The organism is Curtobacterium sp. MCBD17_013 (assembly GCF_003234565.1).
Taxonomy (GTDB): Bacteria; Actinomycetota; Actinomycetes; order Actinomycetales; family Microbacteriaceae; genus Curtobacterium.
The window spans coordinates 322678-340203 of the sequence record NZ_QKTU01000002.1 but is presented as its reverse complement, the minus strand read 5'-3'; the positions used below and the strand labels follow the sequence as shown (position 1 = coordinate 340203).

Annotated in this window: 18 protein-coding genes; 8 read left to right on the top strand and 10 right to left on the bottom strand. The window is 74.4% G+C overall.

The window, feature by feature from the left end; all coding sequences use genetic code 11:
• Window positions 1–59: 59 nt before the first annotated feature.
• Window positions 60–1187, bottom strand: a complete 1128-nt coding sequence (locus DEI81_RS04140; RefSeq protein ID WP_111009230.1) for an acyltransferase family protein — start codon at window positions 1185–1187, stop codon at window positions 60–62.
• 111 nt (window positions 1188–1298) lie between these two features.
• Between DEI81_RS04140 and DEI81_RS04135 the strand changes: the two genes are divergently transcribed.
• The 6 genes from DEI81_RS04135 to DEI81_RS04110 all read left to right on the top strand — a co-directional run bounded on the left by DEI81_RS04135 (window position 1299) and on the right by DEI81_RS04110 (window position 6260).
• The gene (locus DEI81_RS04135) at window positions 1299–2072 is read left to right on the top strand and encodes an SDR family oxidoreductase (protein ID WP_111009229.1); all 774 of its coding nucleotides are present in this window, start codon (window positions 1299–1301) and stop codon (window positions 2070–2072) included.
• A gap of 34 nt (window positions 2073–2106) precedes the next feature.
• Complete coding sequence (locus tag DEI81_RS04130) at window positions 2107–2670, top strand: phosphoribosyltransferase (protein WP_111009228.1); 564 nt, start codon at window positions 2107–2109, stop codon at window positions 2668–2670.
• Window positions 2667–3392 carry a Type 1 glutamine amidotransferase-like domain-containing protein gene (locus DEI81_RS04125; RefSeq protein ID WP_111009227.1) on the top strand — a complete coding sequence of 242 codons (726 nt, stop codon included), beginning with the start codon at window positions 2667–2669 and terminating at the stop codon, window positions 3390–3392. Before DEI81_RS04130 ends, DEI81_RS04125 begins: the two co-directional genes overlap by 4 nt.
• Window positions 3389–4087: a uracil-DNA glycosylase gene (locus tag DEI81_RS04120; RefSeq protein ID WP_111009226.1), complete on the top strand. Its 699-nt coding sequence runs from the start codon at window positions 3389–3391 to the stop codon at window positions 4085–4087. The genes DEI81_RS04125 and DEI81_RS04120 overlap by 4 nt, the downstream gene beginning before the upstream one ends.
• Before the next feature lie 75 nt (window positions 4088–4162).
• On the top strand, window positions 4163–4768 hold the full coding sequence (locus DEI81_RS04115) for a GNAT family N-acetyltransferase (RefSeq protein WP_111009225.1): 606 nt from the start codon (window positions 4163–4165) through the stop codon (window positions 4766–4768).
• 67 nt (window positions 4769–4835) lie between these two features.
• The gene (locus tag DEI81_RS04110) at window positions 4836–6260 is read left to right on the top strand and encodes an amidase (RefSeq protein WP_111009224.1); all 1425 of its coding nucleotides are present in this window, start codon (window positions 4836–4838) and stop codon (window positions 6258–6260) included.
• 72 nt (window positions 6261–6332) lie between these two features.
• On the opposite strand, the gene DEI81_RS04105 is transcribed toward DEI81_RS04110, so the two are convergent.
• From DEI81_RS04105 to DEI81_RS04080, 6 genes are all read right to left on the bottom strand, one after another.
• Complete coding sequence (locus tag DEI81_RS04105) at window positions 6333–7094, bottom strand: ABC transporter ATP-binding protein (RefSeq protein WP_111009368.1); 762 nt, start codon at window positions 7092–7094, stop codon at window positions 6333–6335.
• A gap of 92 nt (window positions 7095–7186) precedes the next feature.
• Window positions 7187–8014 carry an ABC transporter ATP-binding protein gene (locus DEI81_RS04100; RefSeq protein WP_111009223.1) on the bottom strand — a complete coding sequence of 276 codons (828 nt, stop codon included), beginning with the start codon at window positions 8012–8014 and terminating at the stop codon, window positions 7187–7189.
• Window positions 8011–9000 carry an ABC transporter permease gene (locus DEI81_RS04095; RefSeq protein WP_111009222.1) on the bottom strand — a complete coding sequence of 330 codons (990 nt, stop codon included), beginning with the start codon at window positions 8998–9000 and terminating at the stop codon, window positions 8011–8013. Before DEI81_RS04095 ends, DEI81_RS04100 begins: the two co-directional genes overlap by 4 nt.
• Complete coding sequence (locus DEI81_RS04090) at window positions 8997–9947, bottom strand: ABC transporter permease (RefSeq protein WP_111009221.1); 951 nt, start codon at window positions 9945–9947, stop codon at window positions 8997–8999. Before DEI81_RS04090 ends, DEI81_RS04095 begins: the two co-directional genes overlap by 4 nt.
• Before the next feature lie 22 nt (window positions 9948–9969).
• Window positions 9970–11487, bottom strand: coding sequence for an ABC transporter substrate-binding protein (locus tag DEI81_RS04085; RefSeq protein ID WP_111009220.1), 1518 nt, complete (start codon window positions 11485–11487; stop codon window positions 9970–9972).
• Between the two features lie 72 nt (window positions 11488–11559).
• A complete protein-coding gene (locus DEI81_RS04080; protein WP_111009219.1) occupies window positions 11560–12477 on the bottom strand; it encodes an alpha/beta fold hydrolase in 918 nt (305 codons plus the stop codon).
• A 77-nt stretch (window positions 12478–12554) separates the two neighbouring features.
• On the opposite strand from DEI81_RS04080, the gene DEI81_RS04075 reads away from it, so the two are divergent.
• Together DEI81_RS04075 and DEI81_RS04070 are read left to right on the top strand one after the other, a co-directional pair.
• A complete protein-coding gene (locus tag DEI81_RS04075; RefSeq protein ID WP_258368482.1) occupies window positions 12555–13478 on the top strand; it encodes a siderophore-interacting protein in 924 nt (307 codons plus the stop codon).
• Window positions 13475–14386, top strand: a complete 912-nt coding sequence (locus DEI81_RS04070) for an ABC transporter ATP-binding protein (RefSeq protein ID WP_375334758.1) — start codon at window positions 13475–13477, stop codon at window positions 14384–14386. Before DEI81_RS04075 ends, DEI81_RS04070 begins: the two co-directional genes overlap by 4 nt.
• Window positions 14387–14392: 6 nt before the next feature.
• Here the strand turns inward: DEI81_RS04070 and DEI81_RS04065 are convergent, their stop codons facing one another.
• The 3 genes from DEI81_RS04065 to DEI81_RS04055 form a co-directional block, all read right to left on the bottom strand.
• The gene (locus DEI81_RS04065; protein WP_111009216.1) at window positions 14393–15220 is read right to left on the bottom strand and encodes an SDR family NAD(P)-dependent oxidoreductase; all 828 of its coding nucleotides are present in this window, start codon (window positions 15218–15220) and stop codon (window positions 14393–14395) included.
• Window positions 15221–15239: 19 nt separating this feature from the next.
• Window positions 15240–16640: an NAD(P)/FAD-dependent oxidoreductase gene (locus DEI81_RS04060; protein WP_111009215.1), complete on the bottom strand. Its 1401-nt coding sequence runs from the start codon at window positions 16638–16640 to the stop codon at window positions 15240–15242.
• 64 nt (window positions 16641–16704) lie between these two features.
• Window positions 16705–17526 (bottom strand): arginase family protein, encoded by an 822-nt coding sequence (locus DEI81_RS04055; RefSeq protein WP_111009214.1) that lies wholly within the window; start codon window positions 17524–17526, stop codon window positions 16705–16707.

Here is a 17526-nt window from a genome sequence, read left to right as displayed (position 1 = left end):
GGGACTCGTCGGCGACCCGCTCCGGGGAGCGCGGGTCGGGTCGGGAGGCGCGGGTCGGGTCAGGAGGCGCGCGTCGCCTCCGACGTCGGCTCCTGGTCCGGGTCGCGCCGGAACAGCAGCGGCACCCGCGGCTCGAGCAGCCACCGGGTCGCGGCCCGGACCGGTGGCGTCGCGAGCAGCACGGCCACCGTGATCGCGAGCGCCACCATGAGCAGCAGGTACGGCCAGGCCGAGTGCGGACCCGACAGCACCCCGGACTCCCGGATCGGGTAGAGCACGAAGGTGTGCAGCAGGTACACGTACATCGTCGCCTGCCCGAAGGCCGACAACCACACCCGCCGCCGCGGGACGAGCAGCAGGAACGACGCCGTGAGGGCGCTCGCCAGCACCATGAGCCCCAGTCGCAGGAACCCGGCCCACCAGGCGTCCTGTCCGAGCCCCGAGTACGAGTCGTCGTAGAAGAACCAGTGGTGCAGTTCGAACGAGCGGAACGGCCGGACGAACACGACGCACGCCGAGCCCCACGCCGCGAGCACCACGACCGCGGCCGACCGCACCCACACGACCACCCGCCGCGGCGCGCCGGCCCACCGGTCCATCACCCCCCAGCCCTTGAGCTGCCAGCCGAGGACGAAGAACGGCATGAGTCCGATCGCACGGGACAGCGACAGGGTGGAGTCGACGTTGTCGAGGTACCCGACGCCGATGCTCGCGGCGACCGTCCACAGCAGCGGCCACCGGAGCTGCGCCAGGTAGGGGAGCACGAGTCGGAAGATCCCGAGCGCGAGCAGGAACCAGAGCGTCCACGTCGGCTGCGTCGGGTTGAACTGCTTCCGGCCCTCGACGATCGACTCCACCACCGTCCAGATCGTCTGCATGACGATGTACGGCACGACGATCTCGGCGATCGTGCGTCGCATCCGCACGGCGGTCGGGGTCGCGGACGACGAGAAGTACCCGCTGATCACACCGAACGCCGGGATGTGGAACGCGTAGATGAACGTGTAGAGCGCCATCGCGTGGTCGCTCGCGGTCGTCTGCCGCTGGATCGCGTGCCCGATGACGACCAGCGTCACCGCGAGGAACCGCGCGGTGTCCCACAACGGCACCCGCACCCGCGCTGGTGCAGGCCCGTCGGGAGCGACCGGAGGAGCCGAGGGCGCGGTCGAGAGGACGTCCGTGCTCATGCCCCGCCACGCTACCCGAACGCGCACCATGATGACCGCCCCCTCGGGGTCGCCCCGGTACCGTTGGACGACAGGAGTCGGCACCGGAGTCGGCACAGGAGGACACAGCACATGGCAGCACGACGCGCGGTCGTCACGGGAGCGAGTTCGGGCATCGGAGCGGCGACGGTCCGCCTGTTCCGCGCGCACGGATGGGAGGTCGTGGCGGTCGCCCGGCGCGAGGACCGGCTGACGGCGCTCGCCGAGGAGACCGACTGCGAGGCGTTCGTCGCCGACGTCACCGACGCATCGGCCGTCGCGGCGCTCGCCGCACGGGTCGGGGAGCTGGGCGGCGTGGACGCCCTCGTCAACAACGCGGGTGGCGCGTTCGGGCTCGAGCCGGTGGAGACCTCGAGCGTCGACGACTGGCGTGCCATGTTCGAGGTCAACGTCATCGGCACGAAGCAGGTGACGAGCGCGCTGCTGCCCCACCTCCGGACCCGGGCCGACGTCACGGGCGGCGCGGACGTCGTGACGGTCACGTCGACCGCGGCGACGGTGCCGTACGAGGGCGGCGCGGGCTACAACGCCGCGAAGGCCGCGGAGCACGCGCTCGTCGCGGTCCTCCGCCTCGAGCTGAGCGGCGAGCCGATCCGGGTCGTCGAGATCGCCCCGGGGATGGTCCGCACCGAGGAGTTCTCGCTCGTGCGGTTCGGCGGCGACCAGGACCGCGCGGACGCCGTCTACCAGGGCGTCGCCGACCCGCTCGTCGCCGAGGACGTCGCCGCCGCCATCGTGCACGCGGTCGAGCTCCCCGCGCACGTCAACCTCGACCTCGTGACGATCAAGCCGGTCGCCCAGTCCGCGCAGCACAAGGTCGCCCGGGGCGAACTCCGCACCCGGTAGCGCCCGCGGACCGTGAGGGCGATAGCGTGGCGGGATGACCTGCCCCGCCGACGCCGTCCCCGCGGCAGCGCCCGCCGATCCGGCGCCCGCCACCGTCACGTCCGCGGGTGCCGACGCACCCCCGTCCCACGCCGAGGTGCTCGGGTGGCTCGAGTTCGGGGACGCCGCGCGGCACCTCGCCAAGGACGTCCTCGACGCGGGGTTCGTGCCGGACGTCGTCGTCGCGGTCGCCCGCGGCGGACTCCTCATCGGCGGTGCCGTCGCCTACGCCCTCGGCACGAAGATGTGCGGGTCGATCAACGTCGAGTTCTACACCGACGTCGAGCAACGGCTCGCCGCGCCGATCGTCCTGCCCCCGGCACTCGACGCGCCGAGCCTGGCCGGCAAGCGCGTGCTCGTCGTCGACGACGTGTCGGACAGCGGCCGCACCCTCGCGCTCGTCGTCGACATCGTCCGGCAGGCGGGGGCGGACGTCCGGAGCGCCTGCCTCTACTCCAAGCCCGGAACCGTCCTCGAGCCCGACCACGTGTGGCGGCGCGTCTCCGGGTGGATCACGTTCCCGTGGAGCGCCCTCGCACCCGTGACGGCCGAATCGTGAGCGTCCACCTGGTCGGTGGCGGCACCGACGCCACCCAGGCCTCCGACGTGTACGGACGGTTCCTCGCCGAGGCGACACAGCGCGGCACGATCGTCGGCCGGTCCGCGCCGCGGGTCGCCGTCCTCGCGGTCGGCGCACCCGACGCGGCCGACACCCTGGTCGCGCTGCTGGGCGAGGCGGGCGGTGGCGACCTCCTCCCCGACGTCGTCGCTGCCGGCGCCACGTTCGACACCCGCGTGCTCAACGACGTCGACGGCCTCGTGATCGCAGGTGGTCGCACGCCGGACTACGTGACGGCGACGGTGCCGCTCGTCGACCAGATCCGGTTGCTCGTGGCCGACTCGCTGCCGTACCTCGGGTACTCGGCGGGCGCGATGATCGCGGCGGACCGAGCGCTCGTCGGCGGGTTCCGCATCGGCGGGGTGGACGTCTCGCCGGAGTGGACCGGCGAGGGCCTCGACGAGGTCACGCTGCAGGAGGGCCTCGGCCTCGTCGACCTCGCGATCGACGTCCACGCGGCGCAGGCAGGCACGCTCTCGCGGCTCGTCGCCGCCGCCGAGGCCGGCGTCGTGGCGGGTGGTGTCGCCATCGACGAGGACACCGTCCTCATCGTCGGCGAGGGCGCGCTCGAGGTCCGTGGCTCGGGCAGCGTCTGGCGGGTCATCGCATCGGAGGACGGCGATGGCGACCAGTTCGTCTCGGTGGCGACGATCGGCGCATGACCGACGGCGTCGCGGTGCACCCCCTCGCCGAGCTCGTCGACCCCGGCTGGGCGCGGGCGCTCGCACCCGTGGAGGACGACGTCCACGCGATCGGGGCGTGGCTCCGGGAGGAGGTCCGCGCCGGACGTCCGTACCTGCCGGCGGGCCCGTCCGTCCTGCGGGCCTTCGCCGACCCGTTCGACGACGTCCGCGTGCTCGTGCTCGGTCAGGACCCGTACCCGACGCCGGGGCACCCCATCGGTCTGTCGTTCGCCGTCGACCCGCACGTCCGGCCGGTCCCGCGGAGCCTCGCGAACGTGTACCGGGAGCTCCGGGACGACCTCGGCGTCGAGCCGCCGGTGCACGGCGACCTCCGAGCCTGGTCGTCGCGCGGCGTCCTGCTCCTCAACCGCGTGCTCACGGTCGGGGTCGGTGCGCCGGCGTCGCACCGCGGGCGGGGCTGGGAGCGCGTGACCGAGCAGGCCGTGCGGGCGCTCGCCGCCCGCGAGGCGCCCCTGGTCGCGGTGCTGTGGGGTGCGCAGGCGGCGGCGGTGCGACCGTTCCTCGGGGACACACCGGTGGTGGCGTCGGCCCACCCGAGTCCGCTGTCGGCCGCACGCGGCTTCTTCGGCTCGCGCCCGTTCTCGCGCGTGAACGCGCTGCTCGAGGCACAGGGCGCGGGGCCGATGGACTGGACCCTCCCCGACACGGTGTGAGCGCCGGACGCCCCGCCTCGCCGGTCCGTAGGCTGGCGGGCGTCGCGGCCACCGCGGCCGGGAGGGACGGGTGCGGTGCTCGAAGAGGAATACCAGCCGCGTCGGCGGTTGCCCCGGCACCTCCGGCCCGCGACCACACCCGAACCGGCGTTCACCTACGTGATCCGGGCGGCCGAGCCGAGCGACCTGCCCGACGTCCGTGACATCCACGGCCACTACGTCCGGAACTCGTCGGTCACGTTCGACGCGTCGGCGTTCTCGTTCGCGGCCTGGAAGCAGCGCTACGACGACGTGCGCCGCCGCGGGTTGCCGTTCCTCGTGGCCGAGAACCCCTCGGGGCAGATCCTCGGGTACGCGCTCGTGACGCCGTGGAACCCCCGGGACCGCTCGAACCGCGTGGTGGAGGACTCGATCTACCTCCGCCCGGCGTCGGGTGGCAAGGGGCTCGGACGTGCCCTGCTGACCGCGCTGCTCGAGGAGAGTGCGGTCGCCGGGGTGCGCGAGGTCGTCGCGGTGATCGCCGACCGGGCCGCCGAGGCGTCGATCCGGCTGCACGCGTCGCTCGGCTTCACCGAGACCGGACGGATGGCGCGCGTCGGCTACAAGTACGAACGGTGGCTCGGCACGGTCACCATGCAGCTCCGGTTGCGGGGCGGCCGGGGCCGACGCACGCTCGCATGATCGTCCGCACCGCCGGGAGCCTCCGCCTCCGCGCCGCCGCCGGCGCCGCTGGCTAGGCTCGGGAGCCGTGTTCGAACTCCACCACCTCAGCGCGCAGGACCTGTGGGACTGGATCCGTCGGGGCGAGGCCTCCCCGCTCGAGGTCGCGGAGCACTACCTCGGCCGGATCGAGCGCATCGACCCGGGACTCGGGGCGTTCACCGCGGTGACCGCCGACGCCGCCCGTGATCGTGCTGCCCACCTCGCCGAACGGGTGCCGACGTCCAGGCCGCTGTGGGGCCTCCCGAGCGGTGACAAGGACCTCGTGGACCGAACCGGATTCGTGACGCGGGCGGGCTCCCGAGCGGTCGCCGCGACGCCGGCGGCCGCGGACAGCCCGCTCGTGCGGGCGCTCGACGACGCCGGGACGGTGTCCCTCGGCCGCACCGCGACCCCGGAGTTCGGCTTGTCGTCGACGACCGAGTCGCTCGCGACCGGTGCGACGCGGAACCCGTGGGACACAGCGGTGAGCCCGGGTGGGTCGAGCGGTGGTGCGGCGGTGGCGGTCGCGGCCGGGTTGCTGCCCGCCGCGGTCGGGTCCGACGGCGGCGGGTCGGTGCGGATCCCGGCCGCCGCGACGGGCCTCGTCGGGCTCAAGCCGTCCCGCGGGCGGGTGCCGGCGATGCCCGGGCGCGCCGGACTCGGCGGACTCGTGGTGGCCGGGCCGATCACGCGGTCGGTCGCGGACGCCGGGATGCTGCTCGACGCCCTCGTGGCGCCGACCGGTCGCGCGGTCCCGGAGCCGTTCGCGCTCCGCACGCCGGACGAGGGCGAGGGTCCGTTCACGGCCGCGGCGACCCGCGGCGAGGGCCGATTCACGGTCGGGCTCCTGCAGGGGTCACCGTGGGACGACGCCGTCGACGTGCGGACGAGTCGCGAGGCCGCCGCGGCGGTCGCGGACACCCTGGTGCTCCTCGACGCGCTCGGGCACGGCGTCGAGGACGTCGCGATGCCGCGGGTGGAGTACGCCCGGTGGTTCCGTGTCGCCTGGCAGGCCTCCGCGGCACGCATCCCGGACGTGCCCGGTCTCGACCCGTCACGCCTGGAACCGCTCACCGCGTGGCTCGTCGAACGCGGACGGGAGCTCTCGGGCGTGGCGGTGCTCGAGGCCATGGCCGGACTCGATGCGTTCTCGGTCGCCCTGGTGCAGGCGTTCGCGTCGTACGACGCCGTGCTCACCCCGACGCTCGCGCTCCCGCCGCGACCGCTCGGCTGGTACTCGGACGACCCCGAGGAGAACTTCGCGGACCAGTGCCGGTACTCGCCGTGGACCTCGATGTGCAACGTCGCCGGGCTGCCGGCGATCACGCTGCCGGTGTCGACCACGGACGCCGGCCTCCCCATGGGCGTGCAGCTCATCGGCCGCCCCGGTGGGGAGCGCACGGTCCTCGCCCTCGGCGCCCAGCTCGAGCGTCGGGTGCGATGGCAGCGGCGGCACCCGCCGCAGTGGTGAGGTCGGTGGGCCGGACGCCGTCCGAGGTGCAGGGCGACGGCCTCCCGTCCGGCGCGGCGGTCGGGCCGGACCTCAGACCGGCGGGAGCGTCGGCGCGGCCGCGACGAGTGCCCGCGTGACGTCGTGCCGCGGGTCGTCGAGCAGGGTCGCCGGGCCCTGCTCGACGATCCGCCCGGCGTCCATCACCGCGACCCGGTCGCACAGCCGCTGCACGACGCCGACGTCGTGCGACACGAGCACGAGCGTCATCCCGAGGTCCTCGGTCAGGCGGTCGAGCAGGTCGATCACCCGGGCACGAACGACGACGTCGAGCGCGCTCATCGGTTCGTCGCCGACGAGCAGCGCGGGCCGGTGCACCACCGCGCGGGCGATCGCGATGCGCTGGCGTTGACCGCCGGAGAACTCGTGGGGGAACCGGTCGGCGGCGTCGTCCGGCAGGTCGACCCGGTGCAGGGCCTCGGCGACGAGCGTCGCGTGGTCGCCCGGCACGCGGAGGGCGCGCAACGGCTCACCGACGGTCCGACCGATGCGCATGCGCGGGTCGAGCGACGCGTACGGGTCCTGGAACACGATGCCCGTGCGGCGCCGGAACCAGCGCGTCGTGCGCGCGGAGGCGGCTGCCGACACGGGGCGACCCCAGGCGCTGACGCTCCCGGACGTCGGGGCCTCGAGCGCGGTGAGGAGGCGGACGAGCGTCGACTTGCCCGAGCCCGACGCGCCGAGGACGCCGAGGCGCGCACCCGCGGGGACGGTGAGGTCGACGGCGTCGACGGCGGTCCGCGTGGCGCCGGGCTCGAACGGGCCGCGACGCGGGAGCCGGTAGGTCCGTGACAGTCCGCGCGCCTCGAGCGCGGGCGAGTCCTCGTGCTGGGTGTGCCCCGCCGCGGCGGTCCCGACCCCCCTCCCGCCGCTCGTGGTGTCCTCGCTCACGGGGTCCTCCTAGCGGCGGCGGCAGCGACGAGCGCGGCGGTCGCGGGGTGCCGCGGCGCGGCCAGGAGGCCCGTCACCGGACCCGACTCGACCACTCGTCCGGCGTCGAGCACGACCGCGGTGTCGGCGATGCGCGCGAGGACGGCGAGGTCGTGCGTGACGAACACCAGACCGGTGCCCCGCTCGTCGGCGGTGCGGGCGAACAGCTCGAGGACCCGGGCCTGCGTCGTCACGTCGAGCGCCGTCGTCGGTTCGTCCGCGAGGAGGAAGGCCGGCTCGCCCGCGAGGGCCATGGCGATGCACACGCGCTGCCGTTGGCCGCCGGACAGCTGGTGCGGGTACTGCCGCAGCAGGCGCTCCGGGTCGGGCAGGTCGACCGCGACCGCCAGGTCCACGGCGGCCTGGGCGGCGGCGCGGCGGTCGAGTCCGCGGTGCAGCCGCAGCGGCTCCGCGATCTGCGACCCGACCCGCCGGATCGGATCGAGTGCCGTCCCGGGCTCCTGGAACACCATGCCGATCCGACGACCGCGGAAGCGCGCGTGCTCGCGGTCCGACAGACCGACGAGCTCGTCGGGGCCGAGGCGCACGCTGCCCGAGACGGCGGCATCCGGGGGCGTCAGGCCCATCACCGCCAACGCGGTCATCGACTTGCCCGACCCCGACGCGCCGATCACACCGACACGGGCCCCGGCGGGGACGGCGAACGAGACGTCGTCGAGCACGCTCCGCCCGCCGATCCGCACGGTGAGGCCGCGCACGGTGAGGTCCGTCGTCGCGCCACGACCGGGACCGCCGGCGTGCTCGGCGCGGTCGACGGCGGTCATGCGGTCCCTCCGTGGACCTCGACCGTGGCGTCGGCGGCGGTGGCGGGCATCACTGCGGGCGCAGGACGGGCCTCCCGGGCGTCGGCCGAACCGGCGGTCGCGCCGGTGTCGGCATCGAGGTCGCGCCGTCGTCCGGTCAGCCGCGGGTCCGACGCGTCGCGCACGGCATCGCCGAGCAGGGACAGCGCGACGACGACGAGGGCGATCGCCGCCCCCGGCCAGGCCGCGCTCCACGGGTGCACGCCGATGTAGGTCTGCAGGTCGGCGAGGAGACTGCCCCACGAGGCGGTGGACGACGACGCGCCGTACCCGAGGTACGACAACCCGGCCTCGGCGAGCACGGCCGTCGCCATGGCGAGCGACAGCTGCACGGTGAACAGCGGTGCCGCGTTCGGCACGAGGTGGCGGAGGAGCACGCCGACCGGTCCGACGCCGGCGGCGCGTGCCGCGGTCACGTAGTCGCTCCGTGCGATGCGGCGGATCTCGCCGCGGGCGACCCGGGCGATCGTCACGCCGAAGCTCAGGCCGACCGACACGACGACGACGCCGAGCGAGCCGCCGAACACGGCCGTCAGGAGCATCGCCGTGAGGAGCGTCGGGAACGCGACGAGCACGTCGAGGAGCACGGCCATGCCCTCGCGGACCCACCGGCTCGTCAACGACCCGACGGCGGTCAGCAGCATCCCGACCACCGAGGCGATGACGCCGGACCCCACGGCGACCAGGACCGTCGTCCGCGCGCCCGCGAGCACGTAGCTCGCGATGTCGCGGCCGACGGCGTCGGTGCCGAACCAGTGGGCGGCGCTCGGCGCTCGCCACTGGTGGAACGGGTCGGTGTCGAACGGGTCGTACGGCGTCCAGAACGACGCGACGACCGCGGCCACCACGAGGAGCCCGAGCACGACGACCGCCACCGCGCCGGACGGCCGGGTGACGAGCCGTCGGAGGAAGCCGCGCTCGCCCCGTCCCGCGGCCCGGGCGGTCACGCTGCCTCCCGGAGACGGGGGTCGAGGAGGCGGTGCGCCACGTCGACCGCGAAGCCCACGACGAGCACGAGGCCGGTGAGCACGAGGAGCTCGGACTGCACCTTCGTCAGGTCCCGGCGGCCGACGTCCGTGACGAGCATGCGTCCGACGCCCGGCAGCGCGAACACCTGTTCCACGAGGACAGCGCCGACGAGCAGCCCCGCGATCTGCACGCCGAGGACCGCGAGCACGGTGAGCGCGACCGACGGCAGCCCATGTCGCAGGAGCGCTGCCCGTCGGGTGAGCCCGACCGCCGCCGCGGTGCGCAGATGGTCGGCCCCGAGGACGCCGAGCGTCGCGGAGCGCGTGAACCGGAGGACGACCGCACCCTCGACCGCGCCGATCGTCAGCGCCGGCAGGACGAGGGCGGCGAACGCGCGCCCCGGTTCGTGCCAGCCGTCGAGCGGGAACCCCTGGGTCGGCAGGAGCCGGAGCCGCACCGCGAACACGGCGACCAGGAGCATGGCGGCCCAGACGACCGGGATCGCGGCGACGGCCTGCGCCACGATCGAGATGACCACGCCGGCGGGTCGACGTCGGAGGACCGCGGCGACCACGCCGAGCGGCACCCCGAGCACGAGGGCGAAGAGCAGGGACAGGCCCGCGAGCGGCAGGGTGACGGCGAGCTTCTGCGCGATCTGCGGTGCCACCGCGCCACCCGTGACGAGGGAACGGCCGAGGTCGCCGTGCAGGACCCCACCGATCCAGCTGAGGTACTGCACGACGAGCGGACGGTCGAGCCCGAGTTGCCGACGGACGGCGGACACCTGCGCGGCCGACGCCTGCGTCCCGGCGACGACCTGTGCGACGTCGCCGGGCAGGACCCGCAGCGCGGCGAAGACGATGACGCTCGCGACGAGGAGGCCGACGGCGAGCAGGAGCAGCCGCCCGACGAGGAATCGGGTCACGGGGTCAAGCCTACGAGCGGCGTCACCCCGTGACGGCGAGCTTCGACAGGTCCAGTCGCGTGCTCGTCGAGTTCGTGGGGAAGCCGGTCACGCCCTGGCGGATGGCGGTGATCGTCGTCGCGGTGTAGAGCCACTCGCCCGCGGCGTCCTCGCTGACGATGCGGGCGGCCTTCCGCAGGTCGGCGTCCCGTTCGCTCGTGTCCGTGGTGGCGAGGGAGTCGGCGTAGAGCTGCTGCACCTGTGGGTTGTCGTACCCGAAGTAGTAGTCCGGGTTCGCCCAGTTGCCGAAGTCGCGCGACTCGGTGTGGTCGACCATGCTCAGCTGGAAGTCGTGCTTCCCGAACACCTGGTCGAGCCAGGTGGTGAAGTCGACGCGCTTGACGTGCAGGGTGATCCCGACCTTCGCGAGCTGCGAGGTGAGGACGTCGCCGATCGTCGACGGGTAGATGTTCGCGTACGTGAGCGTGAGGTCGAGGTCGTGCTTCCCCGCCTGCTGCAGGAGCTTCCGCGCGTCGGCGGGGTCGTACGCGTCGATGTCCGTCAGGTCCTGGTACCCCGGGTCGAGCGCCGGGATCGGTCCGCCCTGTTCGACGCCCGTGCCGCCGATGGCCTTGATGAGCGCCTTCGGGTCGATGGCCTCGCGGATGGCCCGCCGGACCCGCACGTCCGTGAACGGCGCCTCGCGGTCGTTGAAGGCGAGGGTGTACTTGTCGGTCGTCTCGCCGGTGTGCAGCGTGATGCCCGAGGCGCCCTGGAGCTGGCCCTTCAGGGTGCCGTCCACCGCGGTCTCCACGTCGAGGTCGCCGTTCGCCATGGCGTTGACGGCGGTCGACGCCTCGGTGATGTAGCGGAAGACGACCTTGGCCACCTTCGCCTTCGCGCCCCAGTAGCCCTTCCAGCGGGTGAACGTCAGCGAGTCACCCTGCTTCCAGCTGCTGACCCGGAACGGCCCCGTGCCGATCGCGCTGTCCGAGCGGTCGTTGTGGGCGCCACGCTCGAGGACGACGCCCGCGCGACCGGTCAGCGCGAACAGCAGGTTCGAGTCGGGACGGGCGAGCCGCACCACCACGGTGTGGTCGTCCGGTGCCGTGACGTCCGAGACCGACGCGAGGTCACCCGCGTCGACGTAGGTCGAGCTCGCGCGGAAGTCGTCGAGCGACCACGCGACGTCCGATGCGGTGAGTGGGGTGCCGTCCTGGAACCGGATGCCGTCGCGCAGCGTGAACGTGTACGTGCGACCGTCCGCCGACACCGACCGCTTCGACGCGAGCACGTTCCGGATGCCCCCGTCCTGCGTGCGTCCGACGAGGCCCTGGTACACGTTGTCGATGAGCACCTGGTCGAGCGCGGCGCCCGACTGCTTCCGGATGTCGAGGCTCGTGGGCTCGAGCACCAGGCCCACCCGGACGGTGGCGTCCCGGCCGCCCGAGGTGTCGTCCGACGCGCCGGAGCAGCCGGTCAGGGCGAGTGCCGCGGTGACGGCGAGTGCGGCGGCGATGAGGCCGGAGCGGCGCGGCCCGGAGCTGCGGAGCGGACGCATGTCGTGGGGGTTCCTTCCGTGCGGACGGCGGCGGTCGCCGCGGTGCGCTCGGACGAGCGTACCGGCAGGCGGTCACCGGGGGTTCGATGGCTCCCAACGCCGGAGCACGTCCGCGAGTTCCCGCGGCGCCTGGGTCTGCACCGTGTGTCGCGCGGGGACCGTGACGATCCGGGCCGACGGCAACCGCTCCGCGAACCGACGGGCGAGGGCCTGGGACACGTAGCCGCGGTCCCCGCGCACGAGCAGGACGGGTACTGGGAGGGACTCGAGGTCGTCCCACGCGTCGGCGAACCGACCGATGTGCGCCGCCCCCGGTTCGAGGTGCGGGAAGTGGTGCCGCCGCACCCACCGGCCGTCGGGGGCGCGCCGGGTGGCGTGGCGGGCCTCCCGGGCGAGCGCGACGGGGTCGTCGCCGAGCCGGAGTGCCAGGGCCCGCACGACCACCTCGTCGAGGTCGGCGAAGTCGGGTTCCTCCTCGAGGGCGCGGACGATGCGGTCCACGGCGCGCTGGGTGAAGTCCGGTGACATGTCGAGCAACACGAGACCGGTCACGCGGCCCGGCGCGATCGCGGCGACGCGGGCGGCGACGATCGCACCGAGCGAGTGGCCGACGAGCACCACGGGGGGCGTGCCGAGCGCGTCGAGCGCGTCGACGACGGCCGGCGCGACGGTGTCCGCCGAGTAGACGGCGTCCGCCCGCCACGAGGACCGGCCGTGTCCGGGCAGGTCGACCGCGAGTGCCGGTACGCCGAGCAGCAGCGCGGTCGCGTCGAACGTGTGCGCCTCGAGTCCGACGCCGTGCAGGAACACGACGCGGACGTCGTGGGCATCCCGGGTCGCCGCGGCGGTGGCGCGCCAGCGGACGGCGCTCACCGTGGCACCGTCGCCGACGGTCGCGGTCAGCCGGGAGGCCCGGAGCGGCTCCGTCACGCCGAGGTGCGCCGCGAGTGCGGGAAGGTCGCTGAACTCGTCGGGGTCGGGCTCGGTCACCCCGACATCCTGGCAGTCCGCCGATCACCTGCTGGACCGGCTGCGGTGATTTAGGTAAGGCATGCCATACTCGGATGGTGTCGACCCGGTACAGGACCTTCGCGGTGCGCGTCCTGCGCATCACGCCCCTCACGCCGCACTTCGTCCGCGTGACGCTGACGGGTGACGAACTCGCCGACTTCGCCGCCGTCGGTCTCGACCAGCGCATCAAGGTCGTCCTGCCGCTGCCGCTGCCGCACCGTGGCTACGAGAGCGTCCCGGGCGACGACGCCGGGGACTGGTTCACCGCCTGGCGTGCGCTGCCCGACGAGCGCCGCAACCCGATCCGCACCTACACGGTCCGGTCGTTCCGGCCGGCCGTGCGCGAGCTCGACATCGACTTCGTCGACCACGGCGACATCGGACCGGCGTCGCGCTGGGTCGGTGGCGCCACGGTCGGTGACGAGCTCCGCGTCGTCGGACCGGTCGTCGCGCGGGGGACCCGCGCCGAGGCCGACTCCGGACGGGGCGCCGCCGAGTTCGCACCCGGGAGCGCGCAGCGCGTCATGATCGCGGGCGACGAGACCGCCGCCCCGGCCATCTGCGCGATCCTCGAAGCCCTCGACGCAGGGACCGTCGGGCACGTCTTCATCGAGGTCCCGACCGAGGCCGACCGGCTCCCGGTGGCCGCACCGCGCGGGGTCGAGGTCACCTGGCTCCCGCGGAACGGCGCGGACCACGGCCTCCACATGACGGAGCAGGTGCGGTCGTGGGCGCTCGCACACCGGGCCTCCCGGGCTGCCGCGGCCGCGGCACCGGTCCTGGCGGACGTCGACGTCGACAACGGGATCCTCTGGGAGGTCCCGGACGACGACCGTGCCGACGACAGCGTCTACGCGTGGATCGCGGGCGAGGCCGGATGTGTCAAGGAGATCCGCCGCCACCTCGTCCGTGGTGCCGGCATGGACCGGCGCTCCGTGGCCTTCATGGGGTACTGGCGCCGCGGGCGCGCCGAGTGCTGAGCGGGACCACGACCGGCACACCGAGCCCGGTGCTCGCGGCGCGGGGGCTCACCCTCGCGTACGACGACCGCGTCGTCGTCGAGTCGCTCGACATCGACGTCCCGGACCGGGAGCTCACCGTCATCGTCGGGCCGAACGCCTGCGGCAAGTCGACGCTGCTCAAGGCGCTCGCGCGCACGCTCACGCCGACCGCGGGCACGGTGTCCCTCGACGGCCGGCCGATCCGCTCGTACCGGTCGAAGGCCGTCGCCCGACGCGTGGCGATGCTCCCGCAGACCCCCGTCGCGCCGGCCGGCATCACGGTGCGCGACCTCGTCTCCCGCGGTCGTTACCCGCACCAGGACCTCTGGCACCCGATGTCCGCGGACGACCGCGCGGCGGTGGACGCGGCGCTCGAGCAGACGAGCACCGCGGCGCTCGCCGACCGGAGCGTGGACGAGCTCTCGGGCGGCCAGCGCCAGCGGGTGTGGATCGCGATGGTCCTCGCCCAGCAGACCGACGTCGTGCTCCTCGACGAACCGACGACGTTCCTCGACATCGCACACCAGTACGACGTCCTCGAGCTCGCGGCCTCGCTGCACGCGGCGGGGCGCACCGTCGTCGCCGTGCTGCACGACCTCAACCAGGCCGCCCGGTACGCGACGCACCTCGTGGCCATGGACCGCGGGCGGATCGTCGCGCAGGGGCCGCCCGCCGGGGTGCTCACGGCCGACCTCGTCGAACGGGTCTTCGGTCTGCCGTGCGTCGTCGTCCCGGACCCGGAGACCGGCACGCCGCTCGTCGTCCCGCGCGCGGGCGCCGCCGCGGCCGCGCGCTCGGCCGCACGGGGCGCTGACGGCACCGGCGGGCGCGCCGCGTCGACCGTCCGTGGGGACGCCGAGTCGGCGACGGTCCGCGAGGCGGACTGACCCGCCTCAGTTCCAGCCGGGTACCACGGCCGCGAGTCGCTCCCAGAGCGCGGCACCCACGCGGTCGTCCCGGGCCTCGCGGGACAGCGTCCCGGCGTTGAGCCCGTCGAGGTACGTGCCGGGCCGCTCCTCGACCACGTCGTCGCCGGCGAGCCGGACGAGTCCGACCGCACCCGCCTCCGGCGAGAGACCGTAGTTCCCACCCGTCGCGAACGACATGAGCCGCATCGAAGGGGAGTCGGCCCCGAAGCCCGTCGCGACGAGCCCCGGGTGGTACGAGTACGCCGGGACGCCGGTGCGCTGGGTCCACTGCCGGGTCAGGAGGACGGCTGCGAGCTTGGCGGTGCCGTACGCGCGCCAGCCGCCGAACCAGGGTCGCCGCGCGCCGTCGAGGTCGTCGAGCACCACGTGCCCGAAGCGGTGCGCGAGGCTCGCGGTGACCACCATCCGACCGTCCTGTGCCGCGGTGAGCACGTCCGCGAGTGCGTTCGCGAGCACGAACGGCGCGATCACGTTGCGCTGCAGCGTCGTCTCGAACCCGTCGACGGTCCGCGAGCGGTGGGACACGAGGCCACCGGCGTTGTTGACGAGGGTGTCGAGGTCCGGGACCTCCCGCCGCAGGTCCGCCGCGAGGCCGTGCACGGCCTCCAGGCGGTCGAGGTCCGCGACGAACCGCGGCATCCCGAGTTCGTCCGCGATCCGGGCCGTGCGATCCGGGTCGCGCCCGATGACGACGACGCGATGGCCGTCGGCGACGAGGGCGCGCGCCGCGGCGGCACCGATGCCGGAGCTGGCGCCGGTGAGGGCGATGGTACGGGGGTGGTCGGTCCGCATGGCGTCGTCTCCGTTCCGACTACGGTCGGCCGAGGGTCTCGAGCAGTCGGAGCCAGATCTCGCTCATCGTCGGGTACGCCGGGACCGCGTGCCAGAGCCGGTCGATCGGGACCTCCCCGACCACGGCGACCGTCGCGGCCTGCAGCATCTCGGCGACGTCCTGCCCCACGAACGTGACGCCGACGAGCACATGGCGGTCCTCGTCGACGACGGCCTTCGCCCGTCCGGTGTAGCCGTCCGCCTGCAGCGCCGAGCCGGCGACGGCACCGAGGTCGTACTCGACCGCGCGGACGTTCAGGCCCTGCTGCCGGGCGGCCGCCTCGGTCAGTCCGACGCTCGCGACCTCCGGGTCGGTGAACGTGACCTGGGGGACCGCGGCGTGGTCGGCGGTCGCGACGTGCGCGCCCCACGGAGCGGTCTGGAGGGGCGTCCCCTGGAACCGGGCGGCGATCGCCTCGCCCGCGGCCCGGGCCTGGTACTTGCCCTGGTGCGTGAGGAGCGCGCGGTGGTTGACGTCACCGACGCCGTACAGCCAGTCGGTCCCGTGCACGAGCATCGTGTCGTCGACGTCGAGCCACGCGCCGGGGGTCAGGCCCACCGTATCGAGGCCGAGCTCCGCGGTGTGCGCGGTCCGTCCGGTCGCCACGAGGACCTCGCTCGTGACGAGCGTCGAGCCGTCCTCGAACGTGGCGGTGACGAGCCCGTGCTCGTCGCGATCCACCCGGACGGGCGTCGCGCCGATGCGGACGTCGACTCCGAGCTCGCGGAGTGCGTCGGTGACCATCTCGCCCGCGAAGGGCTCCATCGCACCGAGGAGGCCGCCGCGGGCCACGAGGGTCACGGTGGTGCCGAACGACGCGTACGCGGTGGCGAGCTCGCAGCCGGCGACCCCGCCGCCGATGACGAGCAAGCTGTCCGGCGCTGACTGGGCGCTCGTGGCCTCGCGGGTGCCCCACGGCGCCGCGTCGGCGAGCCCCGGGATGTCGGGGAGCTGCGGGAGGGAGCCCGTGGCGACGGCGACGGCGGCACGCGCCCGGTGCTCGACGCCGTCGACCTCGATGGTGCGCGGTCCGGTGATGCGGGCGTGGCCGCGGATGAGGGCGATGTCGGCCGAGTCGAGCCACGACACCTGGCTGTCGTCCTGCCAGTTGCTCGTGAACCCGTTGCGGCGCGCGAACGTGGCCGCGGGGTCGACCGTCCCGGTGACGGCCTCCGCCGCGCCGCCGAGCCGCTGGGCGGCGCGGACCGCGTGCCCGCTGCGGAGGAGTGCCTTGGACGGCATGCAGGCCCAGTACGAGCACTCACCCCCGACGAGTTCCGCTTCGACGATGGCGGTGGACAGGCCACGCTTGTGGGCGTAGTCCGCCACGTTCTCGCCGACCGCGCCGGCGCCGATCACGATGAGGTCGTAGTCCGTCATGCCGCTGAGCGTACGCGAGACGGGGCGCTCCGCTCCGGGCGGGCTCCCGGCTGGTGCGGACGGGTCAGGAGATGCGTGCGGCGGCGGACAACGCCCCGACGACCCGGAGGATCACACCGAGGTCGTCGACGGCCCGGTCGGGATCCACCGGCGCGAAGCCGGTCAGCGCGGCGCCCACGAGGCGTGGGCCGTCCGTCGCGGCGGCGATGAGGTCGACGAGCGTCCCCCCGCCCAGACCGAACGGCACGGGTTCGAGCAGGCCGTCCACCTCGGACGGGTCGAGGACGTCGAGGTCGACGTGCACGAAGACGCTGTCGGCCCCGGTGGCCGCGACAGCCGCGCGGAGGGAGGCCGTGTCGGTGTCGTCCGCGTCGAGGGCGCGCACGTCGGCACGGGCGAGCGCCGCACGTTCGACGTCGTCGAGGCCGCGGGTGCCCGCGATGACGACCATCGGCGCGGCGAACGTCACCGCCTCCGGGAACAGGTCGTCGGGGCGGTCGACCAGCAGGCGGACCGCGGCGGTCTCGGCGGCGACGGGCTGCGCGCGGTTCAGGGGCCGGAACCCGCTCGACCCGGACAGGCGGACCAGGGCGGTGGTCGGCGTGCACACGGCGGTCGCGCCGAGCACCACGGCGCCGTCCCCACCGATCGTGAGGACCGGCTCGGTGGCCACCCGGACCTCTTCGCTCACCGCCTCGGCGACGGAGCGGACCGCGGTGTAGCGGGCGACGGCCGTCTCGAGCCGGTCGCCGGCGCCCGCCGGGACCGGAACGGTCGTGGTGGCCGACCGTGGGAGGTCCGCGGCGATCGCGCTCGCGCCGTCGGCGAGTCGCATCGCGCGGGACGACGCCGAACCCTGCCACTGACCGACCACGAGGAACTGCAC